Annotated in this window: 15 protein-coding genes and 1 pseudogene; 12 read left to right on the top strand and 4 right to left on the bottom strand. The window is 58.3% G+C overall.

The genetic code is table 11. The features are described 5' to 3' along the window. Positions 1–16: 16 nt before the first annotated feature. The 4 genes from ABC383_RS23740 (at position 17) to ABC383_RS23725 (ending at position 3403) form a co-directional block, all read left to right on the top strand. Entirely contained in the window at positions 17–739 is a 723-nt protein-coding gene (locus tag ABC383_RS23740) for a PEP-CTERM sorting domain-containing protein (protein ID WP_413017838.1), read from the top strand. Between the two features lie 464 nt (positions 740–1203). Then, positions 1204–2313 (top strand): ATP-binding protein, encoded by a 1110-nt coding sequence (locus ABC383_RS23735; RefSeq protein WP_413017836.1) that lies wholly within the window; start codon positions 1204–1206, stop codon positions 2311–2313. A gap of 158 nt (positions 2314–2471) precedes the next feature. After that, entirely contained in the window at positions 2472–2939 is a 468-nt protein-coding gene (locus tag ABC383_RS23730) for a universal stress protein (RefSeq protein ID WP_413017834.1), read from the top strand. 149 nt (positions 2940–3088) lie between these two features. Then, positions 3089–3403, top strand: coding sequence for a hypothetical protein (locus ABC383_RS23725; RefSeq protein ID WP_413017832.1), 315 nt, complete (start codon positions 3089–3091; stop codon positions 3401–3403). Between the two features lie 280 nt (positions 3404–3683). Here ABC383_RS23725 and ABC383_RS23720 read toward each other — a convergent pair. Beyond that, positions 3684–3884: pseudogene (locus tag ABC383_RS23720) on the bottom strand (integrase); the annotation flags it as partial. A 242-nt stretch (positions 3885–4126) separates the two neighbouring features. Between ABC383_RS23720 and ABC383_RS23715 the strand changes: the two are divergent. Beyond that, a complete protein-coding gene (locus ABC383_RS23715; RefSeq protein WP_413017830.1) occupies positions 4127–5173 on the top strand; it encodes a tripartite tricarboxylate transporter substrate binding protein in 1047 nt (348 codons plus the stop codon). A gap of 15 nt (positions 5174–5188) precedes the next feature. Here the strand turns inward: ABC383_RS23715 and ABC383_RS23710 are convergent, their stop codons facing one another. Further along, complete coding sequence (locus ABC383_RS23710) at positions 5189–5992, bottom strand: IclR family transcriptional regulator (RefSeq protein ID WP_413017828.1); 804 nt, start codon at positions 5990–5992, stop codon at positions 5189–5191. 245 nt (positions 5993–6237) lie between these two features. Here ABC383_RS23710 and ABC383_RS23705 point away from each other — a divergent pair, with 245 nt between their 5' ends. The 3 genes from ABC383_RS23705 (at position 6238) to ABC383_RS23695 (ending at position 9629) form a co-directional block, all read left to right on the top strand. Beyond that, on the top strand, positions 6238–7509 hold the full coding sequence (locus ABC383_RS23705; protein ID WP_413017826.1) for a CaiB/BaiF CoA transferase family protein: 1272 nt from the start codon (positions 6238–6240) through the stop codon (positions 7507–7509). A gap of 71 nt (positions 7510–7580) precedes the next feature. Further along, positions 7581–8669 carry a TauD/TfdA family dioxygenase gene (locus ABC383_RS23700; RefSeq protein WP_413017824.1) on the top strand — a complete coding sequence of 363 codons (1089 nt, stop codon included), beginning with the start codon at positions 7581–7583 and terminating at the stop codon, positions 8667–8669. A 60-nt stretch (positions 8670–8729) separates the two neighbouring features. After that, positions 8730–9629 (top strand): HpcH/HpaI aldolase/citrate lyase family protein, encoded by a 900-nt coding sequence (locus tag ABC383_RS23695; protein WP_413017822.1) that lies wholly within the window; start codon positions 8730–8732, stop codon positions 9627–9629. Between the two features lie 540 nt (positions 9630–10169). On the opposite strand, the gene ABC383_RS23690 is transcribed toward ABC383_RS23695, so the two are convergent. Continuing rightward, the gene (locus ABC383_RS23690) at positions 10170–11000 is read right to left on the bottom strand and encodes a pentapeptide repeat-containing protein (protein WP_413017820.1); all 831 of its coding nucleotides are present in this window, start codon (positions 10998–11000) and stop codon (positions 10170–10172) included. A gap of 413 nt (positions 11001–11413) precedes the next feature. On the opposite strand from ABC383_RS23690, the gene ABC383_RS23685 reads away from it, so the two are divergent. The 4 genes from ABC383_RS23685 to ABC383_RS23670 are packed head-to-tail and all read left to right on the top strand — an operon-like array spanning position 11414 to position 13335. Next, the gene (locus ABC383_RS23685) at positions 11414–12382 is read left to right on the top strand and encodes a cation diffusion facilitator family transporter (protein WP_413017818.1); all 969 of its coding nucleotides are present in this window, start codon (positions 11414–11416) and stop codon (positions 12380–12382) included. Between the two features lie 11 nt (positions 12383–12393). Then, the gene (locus ABC383_RS23680) at positions 12394–12531 is read left to right on the top strand and encodes a hypothetical protein (protein WP_413017816.1); all 138 of its coding nucleotides are present in this window, start codon (positions 12394–12396) and stop codon (positions 12529–12531) included. 20 nt (positions 12532–12551) lie between these two features. Then, the gene (locus tag ABC383_RS23675; protein ID WP_413017814.1) at positions 12552–13025 is read left to right on the top strand and encodes a cupin domain-containing protein; all 474 of its coding nucleotides are present in this window, start codon (positions 12552–12554) and stop codon (positions 13023–13025) included. Positions 13026–13050: 25 nt separating this feature from the next. Next, positions 13051–13335, top strand: coding sequence for a hypothetical protein (locus ABC383_RS23670; RefSeq protein ID WP_413017812.1), 285 nt, complete (start codon positions 13051–13053; stop codon positions 13333–13335). Here ABC383_RS23670 and ABC383_RS23665 read toward each other — a convergent pair. Next, complete coding sequence (locus ABC383_RS23665) at positions 13325–14233, bottom strand: LysR family transcriptional regulator (RefSeq protein ID WP_413017810.1); 909 nt, start codon at positions 14231–14233, stop codon at positions 13325–13327. The genes ABC383_RS23670 and ABC383_RS23665 overlap by 11 nt on opposite strands. Positions 14234–14368: the final 135 nt, after the last annotated feature.

Genomic DNA, 14368 nt, shown 5'->3' with positions numbered 1-14368 from the left:
GTGGAGGAGGGATGCCGTGAAAAAGATCGCCGCGCTATTCCTGATGACTCTGTCGCTGTTTGCGCACCAGTGCCTAGCGTTGCAAGTACCGGTGGAAGTTCCCTATGCGGTCGCCATGCCCACCACGTTCGAGGCAACGCCCGGCAGCACCGTCACGATCCCGTTACGCATTACCAATAACGGCGGCGGCAACCTGGTTTTCGACTGCAGCATCGCACGAATTTTTAACGGTGGGCCAGACTGCATCGGCTTGCGTCCCAGCGTGGGTGGCGGCGGCCCCGGTGTGTTCCTCGAAGGACAGGCGCCAGAGCCGTTTGACTGGACGCTGATCGACTTTACGCCGGGGCCGACTGCCAATAGCAACGATGTTGTCGATCAGTTCAATGTCACGATCCCTCCTGGCGGAACGGCTGACTTTGTGTTTGGGAGATTCGTCGCCGGCGAGTTTGGCCGGGCAGTCAATCTGCTTGATTTTTCCGTTGCACAGCCGGATGGCACCTTCGTGCATTTCTTTTCCACGCTACGGGTAACAGTAGGAGATCAAGACATCACCGGCCCCTTCGTGACACTGCCGGCCACTGTCTATGTCGCAGAGCCCGCGACGGCGCTCCTGGTCGCGCTGGGCGGTGTGTTGGCCGCCGGCCTGACTGCGCGTCGACGCCGGCGCCCCGAGATCGATACGGGGAGCCAGCTATTCGCTGCGCCAGGCATCAGCGGTTGCCCATGCTTTTCGACATAGCCCGGAGAGGCGACCACGACCCGCTGCAGTCCCACAGATTGCGGCTGCGCGGCGACGAATCCTGAAGCCGGCCCATGCGTACCGCGACATCGAAATGATCGTCGATCAGATTCACGTTCGAATCGGATAGCGCGAAGTGCATGGAAATTCAAGGGCTGACGGAACGATATTCCAACCACGTCCCGCACCCCCGGCCACGGTCGGGGCCAAGTCAAGGCGGCGGTGCGCAGCAGGCAAGCGTGGCGCTGCGCGACGGGTGGGAAGTGCAACAAGGCAAGCCGGTCGCCGTATTGCTCTTGATATTTCCGTACGCTGTTGCGCCGCATGGAGGGCTGCGACTGTGGGGTACCCTACCCCAGTGCAGCAAAGCCTTTGCCTTGATCCGTTACGCAGCGATTGCGTTACTTCCAACTACTTCGTAGAATAGTAATTACTAAATATCGTAGTAAATCTTAATACCCTTCATGATGACTGACCACTGGCACTTTGGACGTCCCGAGCTGGCGCAGGATTACCTGGCCACATTTGAACGCGGACTGACATCGGCGCGCGGGCTCTTCGCCCGGCGCCGCATGGGCAAGACCGAGTTTCTGAAGCAGGACCTGATTCCGGCGGCGACAGCAGCAGGTTACCTGACCGCTTACGTCAATCTCTGGGACAACCGCGACAACCCTGGCGAAGCGCTGCTCGGCGCACTTTACGAGGCCATGCAGGCACGCGGGGTTGGCAAGATGCTGGAACGTCTGCGCACCCCCGTGAAGAAGATGAAAGCGTCCGGCAAGATGCCCGGTGTCGGCGAAGGCTCGATTGAAGCAGAACTGTCGGAGCAGAAAGTGCCTGCTGCTTCGTTGCTGACAGAAGCCCTGCAAAAGCTCGACAAAAGGAAAAAGAAGTTGCTGTTGGTAATCGATGAGGCGCAAATGCTCGCTAGTGAGCCCAACAGCAACTTCGCTCATGCCCTTCGCGCGGCCCTCGATATCAGAAAACACGACATCAAGGTGATCTTTGCCGGCAGTTCCGAAACGACGCTTCGAAGCATGTTTGCCCGCCCATCAGCGCCTTTCTACAACTGGGCTGGCCTGGAGCCGTTTCCACTGCTCGGCGAGGAATTTGTGAATGCCATGGTCGGAAAAGTCGCGGCCATTTCGCGGCACCCGCTGAAGCTGGCTGATGCGCTAACGGCGTTCAAGGAACTGAGGAACACTCCGGAATTCTTCCGGCGCTACCTTGACCGCTACCTCGTCAATCCCATCGAAGGCTCCGACGCTGCGCTCACTTATGCCAGGCAACACATTTTCAATAGCGAAGATTTCGAGCGGCAATGGATGGAAATGCTGCCAGCCGATCAGGCGATTCTTGAAATGGTAGCGAACGGCGCCAGGGACATCTATTCCAAAGAGTCCCGCGAGGCGCTGGCGAAAGCGCTGGGACTCGAAGAGCCCGTCAACAAAAGCACGCCGCAAAACGCGCTCACCCGCCTGACGAACAAGAACGTCCTGACCCGGATCGACGTCGGCCGCTACCAGTTCGAGGATGCGGCGTTTTCCGACTGGATTCGGCACCGGGATCAATAGCGGCACCGACGTGGTCAAAGTGGATAGGCAAGAAGTTGCGCAACCCCGGTTCGCGCCAGGTCATTCGTCGCTGGCTGTCGGCACCGCGTTGAACCCTGATGCAGCCTTGGTGATCCGACAGCGATGCCAAGACAGCCGCAGGCCGATTGGAGAAGCCAATGTACAAGCACATCCTGTTGCCAACCGATGGTTCAGCGTTGGCAAGGCAAGCCTGCCAGGCCGGCGTGCGCCTGGCGCAAAGCGTGGGCGCGACCGTGCTCGCCGTCCACGTGGTGCCCGAGCCGCATCCCGATCTGCTGGCTGACTGGTTGCATCATGACCCGGCGCACACGAAGCGCTGGCAGGAACTCATGGAGCAATTCGGCGAGGATTATCTGAAGGCCGTGGCGGACGATGCACGAGCGCATCAGGTGCACTGCATCTGTCGCAAGCTGCACGGCACCGACGTCGCCCCAGCCATTGTCCGGGCCGCGGTCAGCCATGGCTGCGACCTGATCCATATCGCTTCGCATGGCTGGACCGGGCGCCAGGGCGCCGGAGCGGGGAGCGTGATGCTGCGTGTTGTGCAGGACAGCACCGTGCCGGTCCTGGTATGCAAGCGCACCAGCCCCTTGCCAAACGGTTAGAACCGGGCGCTCCCTGCCCCGTAGCAAGCTGTCGGGTTGCAGCGCGCTAGATGCTGGCCGCCGATCTGCACGCTGCCAGTCGGGTTCCCGGCTGGACTAGTGGTCGTGGCTTAAAATGCCGGCTTTGTCAGTACGGTTAAATCATCAGAATGCCTGCCAAGCTTCCCATTTTTCCCGGCCCGCGTACCGCACGTGGCGCCGTGCTCGCGGTCCTGCTTTCCAACGCAGACCAGGCCGGCGCTGCGCCACTGCGCGGACGCGTCACGCTTGCCGCCATCATTCGCACTTTGAAACGCAAGTATCACTGGCCAATAGAAACAATGAGTTTTCCGTCAAATGCCGCCGATGGCCGCGCGACATGGGCAACGGTTTACAGCCTGCCACCGGAGGTCATCGCCGCCGCGATGGATGCAGGCGCATCTGACTGGCTCAAGGCCAGCTTCATGGGAACGGCTCACACCTGATATCGCGGCCCAGATACGACTCTGCGTCCGCCATCGTTAAATGCTGCAAGGGATCTGTTTCGCCGCGCAATCAAGCGTGGACCTTGGCCAGAGTCGTCCAGCAGCTCGTTCGGTACACACTGAAGAATTCCGAAGGGTACGACAACGTCAGATCAATGCATGATGAAACTTCTGCTGCCACCTTTTAACAAGACGTACCCGTCGTCAAAACGCATTTCATATTCAGTTGATTTCTGCGTTTCCGTCCACGTGTTATCAAGCCGTCCTCCATCTGTTTGCTGGCGATAAATCGGGTGGAGAGGTGGCCGCCAAAGGGACGCCACTCAGGCAATGTCGGGGATTTTGGCGGCCCGACCCAACGGCGTGCAGGTAAGGGCCGTCACAGGAAAGCGCGGCATGCAACGGCGTCTTCCACGGCCAGCGACGACAGAGCCCGGGCCCGCCCCAGAATGGCCCAGAGAATAAAACGCTCGGCCTCTTTTCAACCGTCCGGTGGCAGATAGCAACGCAAAAACAAAAGGGCGGCAAAGCCTTTGAATCTCACTGACTTACTTTTTCATTCCTCCGTCTTAGAAATGAAAATGCATAGGTAAGCTTTCAATAAAGCAACGCCAATTTTCTCCACGGCTTAAATAGAGCGGCTAAGAGCGTTCCCTACTGCGCCATGTTAGAGCGCGTCGGTTCACCCATCGTGCGGGCGAAGCGAATCAAAAATGCCTAGACATGCCTGAAAGCGCTGCTTATACTGGATTCACTAAAACAGACATAATGTCTAAAATGGAGACCGCGATGCGTAAAGGATATGGTTTATATGCTGGCATGGGGCTGGCGTTGAGTGCCGCACTGATTCCCCTTTCAACAGCCACTGCTCAAGAAGCAAGTGTTCCAAAGCTGATTAAGATCGTAGTTCCCTTTTCAGCGGGTGGAAGTAACGATCTGTTTGCGCGCGCCCTTGCGCAAAAGCTAGGCGTCAAGCTGGGAACAAATGTCATCGTTGACAATCGACCTGGCGCAGGAGGGAGCATTGGCACTGAGGCCGTAGCGCGAGCGGATGCCGATGGGGCGACATTGCTGCTGACATCTACTTCGTTCGCCACTAACGCCGCCGTGCAAGCCAAACTGCCGTTTGATCCCATCAAGTCGTTTGCTCCGGTTGCCGTGGTCGCCAAAGGCGCGATGGTGCTTGTTGTAGGCAACGGCACGCCATACAAGTCGCCTTCAGAATTGATCAAGGCTGCCAAGGACACAAAGAACACGCTTAATTACGGATCGGCGGGTCCTGGTTCCATTGGCCAGCTGAGTACAGAATTGCTCAATTCGGCAGCCTCCACCACATCGCTTCACGTTCCGTACAAGGGCGTCAGCAATGCCGTTACAGACATGATAGGAGGAAATATCGACTTCATGATCACGACGTTTGCGTCAGTCGGGGGACAACTGAAATCCGGGCAGATCCGGCCGATCGCTGTCACCTCCAGCCAGCGTTCCAAATTCCTACCCAATGTGCCGGCAATCGCGGAAGTAGTGCCCGGTTATCAGGTCGACGTGTGGTGGGCTATGTTCGCGCCGGCCAAGACAGCACAGCCGCTGGTTGCGCAACTCAACGCCGCCGTCCGGGAGGTGAGTGCACAGCCCGAAATGGTGGCGCTGTTTGCGCAAGAGGGTGCTGAACCGACCGGGCTGACGCCTGACCAGACCACCGCCTATGTCGGTGAGGAGGTCAACAAATGGAAAAAGCTGGCGAGAGAGCGCAATATCAGCGTGAACTGATATCACTGTGTAGTTTCAATCGGGCAGGCGCATGCCGGCTGGTTTCTCAAATGGCGGCGCATACAACTTGGTGTTTCCGCCAAGGTCCGTCGTCAGGGACGCGCCTGCCTGCATGACAAAGGGCAGGCAAGTATCGAATGCCTTCTTGTTGAATCGAAACAGAGGAATGCCAAGAGACACTGCGCCGATCAATTGCTGCCTGACTGAGAACACCGGGCAGGCAATTGCGCCGGTCTCGGCATCCCGCTCGCCAAGCGAAATTGCATAGCCGGCATGGCGGATTGTATCGAACGCCGCTCCAGGCTCGCCCGAAAAGGCAAGCAGGACTTTTCCAGCGGCACCTCTGTCGAGAGGAACCCGTTCCCCCTCGCGTAAATTCATCCGCACACTACGCACATGGTGAAGGCGGTGCAGGCAGACACGCTCTTCGCCCTCCCTGACATACAGCGCCGCAGTCTCCCCCGTTTGCTTGACCAGCTCACGCAGCACCGGGATTACATATTCCTGCAACCGGAAGGATTCCTGGTAGAGCATGCCGAGAAAAAATGGCGTGGGGCCGAGCATATAGCGTCCATCGGCAAGTCGCTTCAAATAGCCGAAATGTTCCAGCGATTCGCACAGCCTCAGGATCGTGCTGTGGTACAGCCCGGTTGCATTCATCAGCTCGGTTAGCGTCATGCCATCGATGCTTTGTTCAAATGCCTGAAGAATCGTAAGTGCTCGGTTGACGGCAGCAACGCCCGGTTCGGTGTCCTGTTCGGTTTCGACTGCTTTCTTCAATTTCGATGTTTTGGTCGGCTTGGCTTGCGAAGATTTCATTGCGTGGCGCCCGGGAGCTGCGTAGTAAGAAGAGAGGGCGAAAGAATGAAGGAAAACAAGCGTTCATGCAACTGCGGTGCATCCTTCAACCCGCGGGCAGCAGCAAAAACAAAAATAGACACGATGTCTATTTTTGTTTAGACTATGTTCGACGGTTGCACAAATCGGTCTGTCGGCCAAGGCCGGCAAAGCGCTTACCTACATCGCATTGGCAAACCTGCTCGCGATTTTCTTCGGAGATGACTATGGCAACGCTACGCAAAAAGGCGTACACACCGCAGGCCCGCGGTCCTCTGCATGGCGTGCGCGTGATTGATTTGTCGCGCCTGGTAGCCGGCAATATGTTAACGCTGCAGCTTGCCGATTTCGGCGCAGACGTGATCAAGATCGAGCCGCTCAAGGGCGACACCTTGCGCGCATTCCGCGTCGATGGCATCGAGACATTCTGGAAAGCGTATGCGCGGAATAAGAAGAGCGTATGTATCGACCTGCGCAGCGCCGAGGGCGTCGAACTGGTCGCCCGATTGGCTGCCCATGCCGATGTGCTGATCGAAAGCTTTCGGCCTGGCGTCATCGAGCGCATGGGCTTGGGGCCCGAGGTCTTGCTTGAACTGAACCCACGGCTCGTTTTTGCCCGGATCTCGGGCTGGGGCCAGACCGGACCGTACAGGCACAAGCCCGGTTTCGGCACGCTGGTGGAAGGGTATTCCGGCTTTGCCGCAATGAATGGCTTCGCAGACCGCGAACCAGTGCTGCCGCCGATGTTCCTTGGCGACATGGCAACCGGCCTTTATGGGGCAAGTGCGGTGATGACCGCATTATGGAACGTGAGGGTCAACAACGGACAGGGCCAGGTCGTCGATCTTTCCCTGTTTGAACCGACGTTGTCGATACTCGGCCCCCACGCCGCCAATTTCAAGCTGACCGGAGCCGTCAAGGAGCGGACCGGCAGCCGCTCAAGTACCACGGCGCCGCGGAATGCGTATAAGACGCTGGACGACAAGTGGCTATGCCTGTCGACCTCGACACAAACCATGGCGGAGCGGCTGTTTGTCGCCATTGGTCGGGCCGACATGAACTGCGATAGCCGGTTCAGTTCAAACGCCGCGCGGCTCGCCAACGTCGAAGAAGTCGAACGGGTTGTGCGAGAGTTCATATCGCAAAAGACGCTTGAAGAAAGCCTGGCACTGTTCGATCAAGCTGGCGTCACTATCGGGCCAATCTGCGACGCCGCGCAGCTGATCAACGATCCCTACGTAATCGAACGCGAAAGTATCGTCGAAATTGAAGATGACGAGCTTGGCCTGATGCCGGTACATAACATCGTTCCCCGGCTGTCGGCGACGCCAGGCAGTTTCCGCATGCCGGCGCCCCTGATGGGGCAACACAGCGCCGAGCTGTTAAAGCCGCTGCTGGAACCGGCTTGCTATCAAAGGCTGGTAAGGGATGGTGTGATCGTCGAGGCTGTTCAAGCAGCGGCGACAGCAGCAAACAGGCCAGCGGCTGCGCAGGCATAACCATGATCTAGGCAAGGTTGCCAACCCGCTACCGGGCTTGGCCTCAGTGAGTGATAACCACATTGGAGAAAATGATGAATCAGTTAGGTCAACCGATCAAATCCCAAGGCGTTTGGAAGGGTCCTGCAATCGACTGGCGCGAAGAAGGGCTTCACATCCTCTCGGACGAAGAACTTGGCGAGATCGACCGTGCGCTCAAGCACCTGCTGTCCCTCGGGGAAGTGGACTTTCCGCAGATTACCGCCGAGACTTTTCCGCTTGATAAAGTCGGCAAACTGATGGCCTCGCTTCCGGACCGGCTGCGCAACGGCCGCGGCTTCCTGATGCTGCGCGGGCTGCCCCGGGACAAGTATTCCGATGACGATATGACGCGGATTTACTTCGGACTGGGTGCGTACATCGGCAAGCCCATGGTGCAATCCTACTTGGGCGATATACTCGGGCATGTGGTCGACGTCAGCGATCTTGAACCAAAGTCGCGCGGCTACCGCAAGGGTGGCGGCCAACTGATGCATACCGATTCCTGCGACATTATCGGGCTGATGTGCCTGCGTACGGCGATTTCAGGCGGTGAAAGCCGGATTTCAAGCGCGCTGGCTATCCACAACCATCTGGCAGAGCATCGCCCCGACCTGCTGGATGTGCTGCGTGAGGGGCTGTACCTGAAGCGCACCGATGAAGACGGTCGTCGCGCAACGAAGACCTACAGCACTGAGCGCGTACCATTTTTCTATGAAGAGGAAGGTGAAATCACGTGCTACCTGCCCACTGGCTACGCGCGCCTCGCCGAGAAAAGCGGACAGCGGCCATTCACGCCGATTGAATCCGAGGCGCTGCTCACGGTACGCAAGATCGCGGCATCGCCAGAATTTTTCCTTGACATGGGGTTCAAGGACGGCGACATCCAGTTCCTCAACAACCGTACGATGGTGCATGGGCGCACCGACTATCAAGATGAGAAAGAGTTGTCCAAGCGCCGCCATCTCCTACGGCTGTGGCTCTCAGTCTCGTCATGGCCGAAGATGCCGGAACCGCAGGTGTTCCATACGCCGGAGGATCACCGCTTGTGGGCGCAATACCGCAAGCCGTTCGCAGAATTGCCGTCCGTACATGACCGTAATCTGCTGCAGCCAGACGCTGAGAAGCGGATGGTCGATTAAACTCCGGCAGTGCTGGTCTGTCATTCCAGGCCGGCCGCCGATATCGAAGAGGCGTTGAGCATGCATGACCATCTGGCACACGCTGCCATTCTGATGCGCAGTAAGCTATTTGTTCCTGGATCGAGACCAGAATTGTTTGCCAAGGCGCTGCGTAGCGGCGCTGATGCAATTTCGATCGACCTCGAAGACGCTGTGCTGGAAGAGCGCAAGGAAGAGGCACGGGCATCGACCGCGACATTGTTGGACCAGCGAGCCGGACTCGTCGATGGCATCATCCTTGTGGTGAGGGTAAATGGCGTGTCGACTAGGCATTTCAGCGCCGATCTCGAAGCGGTGGCCAGGCCCGGCCTTGCGGCGGTGAACCTCCCTAAAGTGGAGTCGCCGGACGAAATCCGGGAAGTCGGCAGCCTACTTGATCGATTTGAGCGTCAGCGCGGCATCAACCGGCCCATCGGCATCTTGGCCAATATCGAATCGCCGCGGGGCTTGCGGCTTGCCGCCGAAATCGCGGCTGCGCATCCGCGCATCATTGGCCTGCAGCTTGGCTTCGGCGATTTGTTCGAACCGCTGGGTATAGATCGCAAGGATGCCGCCGCCGTCCGTCAGGTACAACTCGCGGTACGCCTGGCTGCGGGCGAGGCGGGCGTCGATGCCTATGACGGCGCATTTGCGTCAGTAGGGGACATGGACGGATTCCGAGCCGAAGCAGACCATGCCCGCAAGCTCGGATTCAAAGGGAAGAGCTGCATTCATCCCACCCAGGTCCCGGTGGCAAATGGCACGTTTTGTCCAAGCGCCGAAGAAATCGCATTCGCCAAGCGGGTGGTGAACGCTTGGCGGGAGACCGAATCGACAGGCCGGGGCGCAATCGTCGTCGACGGCAGAATGATCGATCGACCTTTTGTGGAAAGCGCGCGGGGGATGCTTCTCATTGCGCAGCAGCTTGAGGCAGTTGGGTAGCTGCCCTAATTGTGGTGCTAAGGTTTTCACTACCGGGATGGCCAAGCTGCTATTTTGCGTATTGAACAGTTCAACGCAACGTGCTCTTTTATAAGCTGTTGGTTCACCACGGATCAAGAGATTTCTGACCCTATGGCTGTCTGATCCAGCCAGCTGTCCTGCTAGACAATTAAACCAGAGAGGCGACAAATACGCGGATTGCGGCAGACGAGTTCTCTTGCCCGAAATGGACAGCGACGATATCCGCGTTCTGTAACGCACAGTCTTGCAGCCCTGCCGGCAAGTCACCGGTGAGTTCGCACTTCAACGAGGCAGAAATCGCTGCCGCCTAGTTTGAAGCATGACTCAATTATCGAACAGGCTTTTACGCTGGGTTTGATGGCATTGCGCGGCACGTGCTGATGCCAGGTTGGCGCCTGGTTCAGATGAGCACAAAAACGCCGTCGTAATGACAAAAATGCTCTTGGAAGGTCAAAACGACGTTGGGCAACCTATCTTCCTTCCTACGTGCCCGACATGGGAACACACCCGTACTACGCATTACCGCAGCTCGGGCGGGGTACCGGTAGCGCCTCGGTCCATTGCCTTCTCCATGCCCTGTACACCGCGCCAAGTGGCCCCGTCGAATCGCGTGCCGACCAGTATTGCATCCTGGAATTGCGTATCGATGAACTTTGCGCCCCGCAGATCGGCACCGCTGAGATCGGCACCCCGCAGGTCGGACGATGCAAACTCGGCGCCAGCCAGATTGGCGCCGACAAGCTTTGCTTCGCGCAGATCAGCGAAACTGAAATCGGCCCGGGCCAGTTCGGCGCCGGTAAAGTTGGCGCGGCGCAGATCGGACGAAACAAAGCTGGCCCGCATCAAGCCCATGGACTGGTTTTTCATGTCGGCGGATCCGCGCAGTCCGGTCAGGTCGGCATCGCGCAGATTGGCGTGCGACATGTCGCCTATGAAGCGCGCTCCCGCGAGTTTAGCGCCTTGGAAATTGGCGCCTTTGAGCTGCATGGAAAACATCATGGCGCCGGACAGGTCGGCATGGCTGAAGTCGGCTCCTTCACCAAAACTCACGCTCAGCTTGCAGTTCGCCAGGTTGGCATGCTGCAGCCTGCTGCCGTTGAGCACGGCTGCCGCCAGATTCGCTCCCTTGAAGTCGATTGCGGATAAATCCAGGTTGGATAGGTTCTTGGCATAGAAGTCCGCTGGAGCCGTGCCTGCTAGCGCCTGCACGACTTTTTCCCTATCCAGCCGCTCATAGCCGGCCCACTCGTCGGTCGCGTCGGCTGCGCTGTGAAGGGCAGTAAAGAACACCAAGGGGGCGAGCGCCATTGGGTGGAAAAGCGCTGCCTTGCGCATGGGTACGATAGCCATCCCGTTCTCCATGGTTGACGTGCTATGCATGTTGGAATGCTGCCATGCTGGCACAGTTGCCCTTTGCCGTGCATCATGCAGAGCCGAAGGGTTGGCCGCATGGAGGACCAATGTCGCCGGCTCCCTATCGTCTGGCAGGGATTCACAATTTACGGTGCAATACTTGGACGGGGGGTTCCTGTGGCAGGAATTCTTGATTGCCCGGCCCAGCCTGCCATAAACAGGGGCATGGCAACTCCTGCGATGCAAGTCGAGTGCCTCAAAAGGCTCGCGCGGTTCACAAGTAAGCTGGCACAGTCACGCACTGCCCCTGCCCAACCGCGACTGTAGTACATTAGACCGCACCTTACACCCGGTTATTTCTCGTTGAAGTCCTGCGGTTCCAAGGACAATTAATCGCTACCTTTTCATTTGTGCGCGCCTTCTCCCGCTTTCATCGAAAACTAGGAACTGGAACACAGGTCGCCGGCCGACGCCTTGCCGTTGCCAAAGCGTTCGCCGGCGAGACAATCATTGCGGTTTTGAAATCGCTGGCGGCGGTGATTACCGGGTCGAGTGCCATGCTGGCCGAGGCTGTGCATTCCTGGGTAAGCCTGATCGCCGACTGCTTCCGTGCAAACGCTTATCTTGTCGCTTCGCGTCCAGCCGACGAGAACCATCCTCTTGGTTACGGAAGGGAATCTTATGTCTGGGCACTTTTCGGTGCGGCTGGCACCTTCGTATTCGGTGCCCAGGTCGGAGTCTGGCATGGCCTGGAGCAACTGCATTCCAAGGAGCCAGTCTTCGGCTTTTCATTCGGCTACCTGGTACTGGCATGTGCCTTCGGCGTGCAGGCGCATTCATTTGCGCAGGCAGTGCGCTTTGTACGGGAAAAAGCGATTACGCGTGGCCTGGGCATGGTCGGACATTTGCTGACCACCTCCGACACGCTGCTGCGCGCGGTTGTGATCGAGGACCTGCTCGCACTCATGGGCCTGGCCATCGCCGGTCTGTCCATGGCCCTCCATCAATTCACAGGCCGCGCCGAATTCGATGGTGCTGGATCGATCGCCATCGGGACGCTGATGGGCATCGTCGGCTTGTACCTGATTGACATGAACCGCCGGTTCCTGGCCGGCGTTCCGTTACCGCCGGCGCTGCGTACCAAGGTGATTGCCAGTTTCAAGCAAGCGCCCGAAATTCGGCGTGTCACCGCATTTTTTGCCGAGTACATAGGACCGGAAAAAATCCTCATATCGGCACGCGTGGAGTTGACCGGGCAGCACGATCAAGCTGAGCTTGCACGACTACTGCGGCTTCTGGAGCATCGCATCATGGAAAATCCGTATGTCGGCCGCGCTGTTCTGAGCCTGTCCGCACCTGAAGAAACAGACTTGGACTAGGAAATTTCAGGATGGCCGATGGCTACGTTGCAGAGGGCAACCGGCGCACATTCCCTGGCCCATTCGAGTTTTCAATTGATGCCGGCGCTGGCGAAACAGTTTGGACGAGAAAGCGTAAGCTGATGATTTTTACAACAATCCAGGCCTGAAAGACGGCGGAGGAGACGAGATGGAAGAAGTGAATCAAGGTCATGACTGGCGCAACGAAGGCGTCAGGGTGATCAGGCATGACACGCTGGACAGCAATACCGCGCAAACGCCGGGAATGAACCGGGCGGCAGCGATCGATCACGCCAGGGTCGGCGCACAAAAAATCTGGGCAGGGACGGTTACCATCCATCCGAACGCGAAGACGGGCGCCCATCATCATGGTGCGCTGGAGAGCGTGATCTACATCGTCCGGGGGCATGCGCGGATGCGTTGGGGCGAACAGCTGGAATTCGTGGCGGAAGCGGGGCCGGGAGACTTTATCTATGTGCCTCCTTACGTGCCGCACCAAGAAATCAATGCCAGCACCGATGAGCCCTTGGAATGCGTGCTGGTGCGCAGCGATAACGAAGCAGTGGTGGTGAACCTGGATATCGCGCCGGTGGAGGCGCCGGAAGAGGTGGCTTGGGTGGATCCTATTCATCGGCATCCTTAGTCCGCGCCGCGGTCACGCGGTGCGTATGGCAGGAACGGCCTTCGCGCGCGATACCGCCATGCCTTGCGCTGCGCGGGAGAATCCAGCAGGCGCGTTGGCCCGGCAAAGCGGCGCATCTTCTTGTTCAGTTTGGCTGGCGATGCTTAGCGGCTCGCTTGAAGCGAGCTACAGCTACCTGATCAACGGCAAGACCATACGGAAGAAAAGCGAGGCGATCGCAGAGATTGCATTGCCTGACGCCGCCTCCGGCTTTGACAGCGATTGCATTTTCATCAATAAGTTTAACCGCGGAAAAACGCTTAATCCTTGAGTAATTGCGCGACGAGTTCGCGCAGCCACTTGTTCGCGGCATCGTGGTGGTAGCGTTCATGCCAGTGCTGGCGGATTTCGATGCGCGGAAATTTGATCGGCGCTTCCAGCACCCTGATGTTCGCTTGCCCCTGCAATGCGGCAGCCATCCGCGCCGGAACAGTGGCGATCGCATTGGTCTGCGCGACGATGGCCGGCAAGGCCATGAAATGCGGCACAGTGACGGCAATCTGTCGCTGCAGGCGCTGCTTCAGCAGGACTTGCTCGACCGCAGTATCGTGCCCGGTCCCGGTCGATGTCACCACGGCATGGGAGGCCGCGACGTACGCTTCCAGGCTGGGCGCGGACTGGATCAGCGGATGGTCGCGCCGCACGATGCACACGAACTTGTCGCCGTACAGTCGCTGCTGGTAAAAGCCGGCCCTCAAGCTGGGAAAAATGCCGATAGCAAGATCGACTTCGCCGGATTCCATGGCCGCCTGCGCGCCGGTTTCCGGCACCCGGCTGACCCTGACGCCAAGACGCGGCGCAAGACTCTGCAGACTCAGCAAAATCTTGGGCAGGAAAACCACTTCGCCAATTTCGGAAAGATAAAAGGTGAATGCCTTGCGCGTGCTGGTGGCAGGATCGAAGCCGGCATCGATTTGCAAGGCCGCTTCCAGCAATTCACAGGCATGCGAGATCGGTTCCGCCAGTTGCTGCGCATACGGCGTTGGCTGCATGCCCGTTACCGTGCGCACGAAGAGCGGATCGTTAAACAGCTTCCGCAAGCGCGCCAGCGCGTTGCTCATTGCTGGCTGGCTCAGGCCAATGCGATTCGCCGCCAGCGTCACATTGCGTTCCCTTACCAGCGCGTTAAAGGCCACCAACAGATTGATGTCGACCGAGCTTAGGTTCATGCCGCGTTTATAGCATGGGAAAGCCCGCTTTCCGCGGTTCTTCATTCACGCGGTGAATGTGGCGCATACGGTTTGCAGCGTAGACAGATACCGGCGCTTTTCTTAGATTGTCTGCACGGCGTACAACGCAACTAA

The sequence above is a fragment of the Noviherbaspirillum phoenicis genome, assembly GCF_047237965.1.
Lineage (GTDB): Bacteria > Pseudomonadota > Gammaproteobacteria > Burkholderiales > Burkholderiaceae_D > Noviherbaspirillum_A.
Note: the sequence above shows the minus strand (reverse complement) of the source record. Positions and strands in the feature narration are given on the sequence as shown.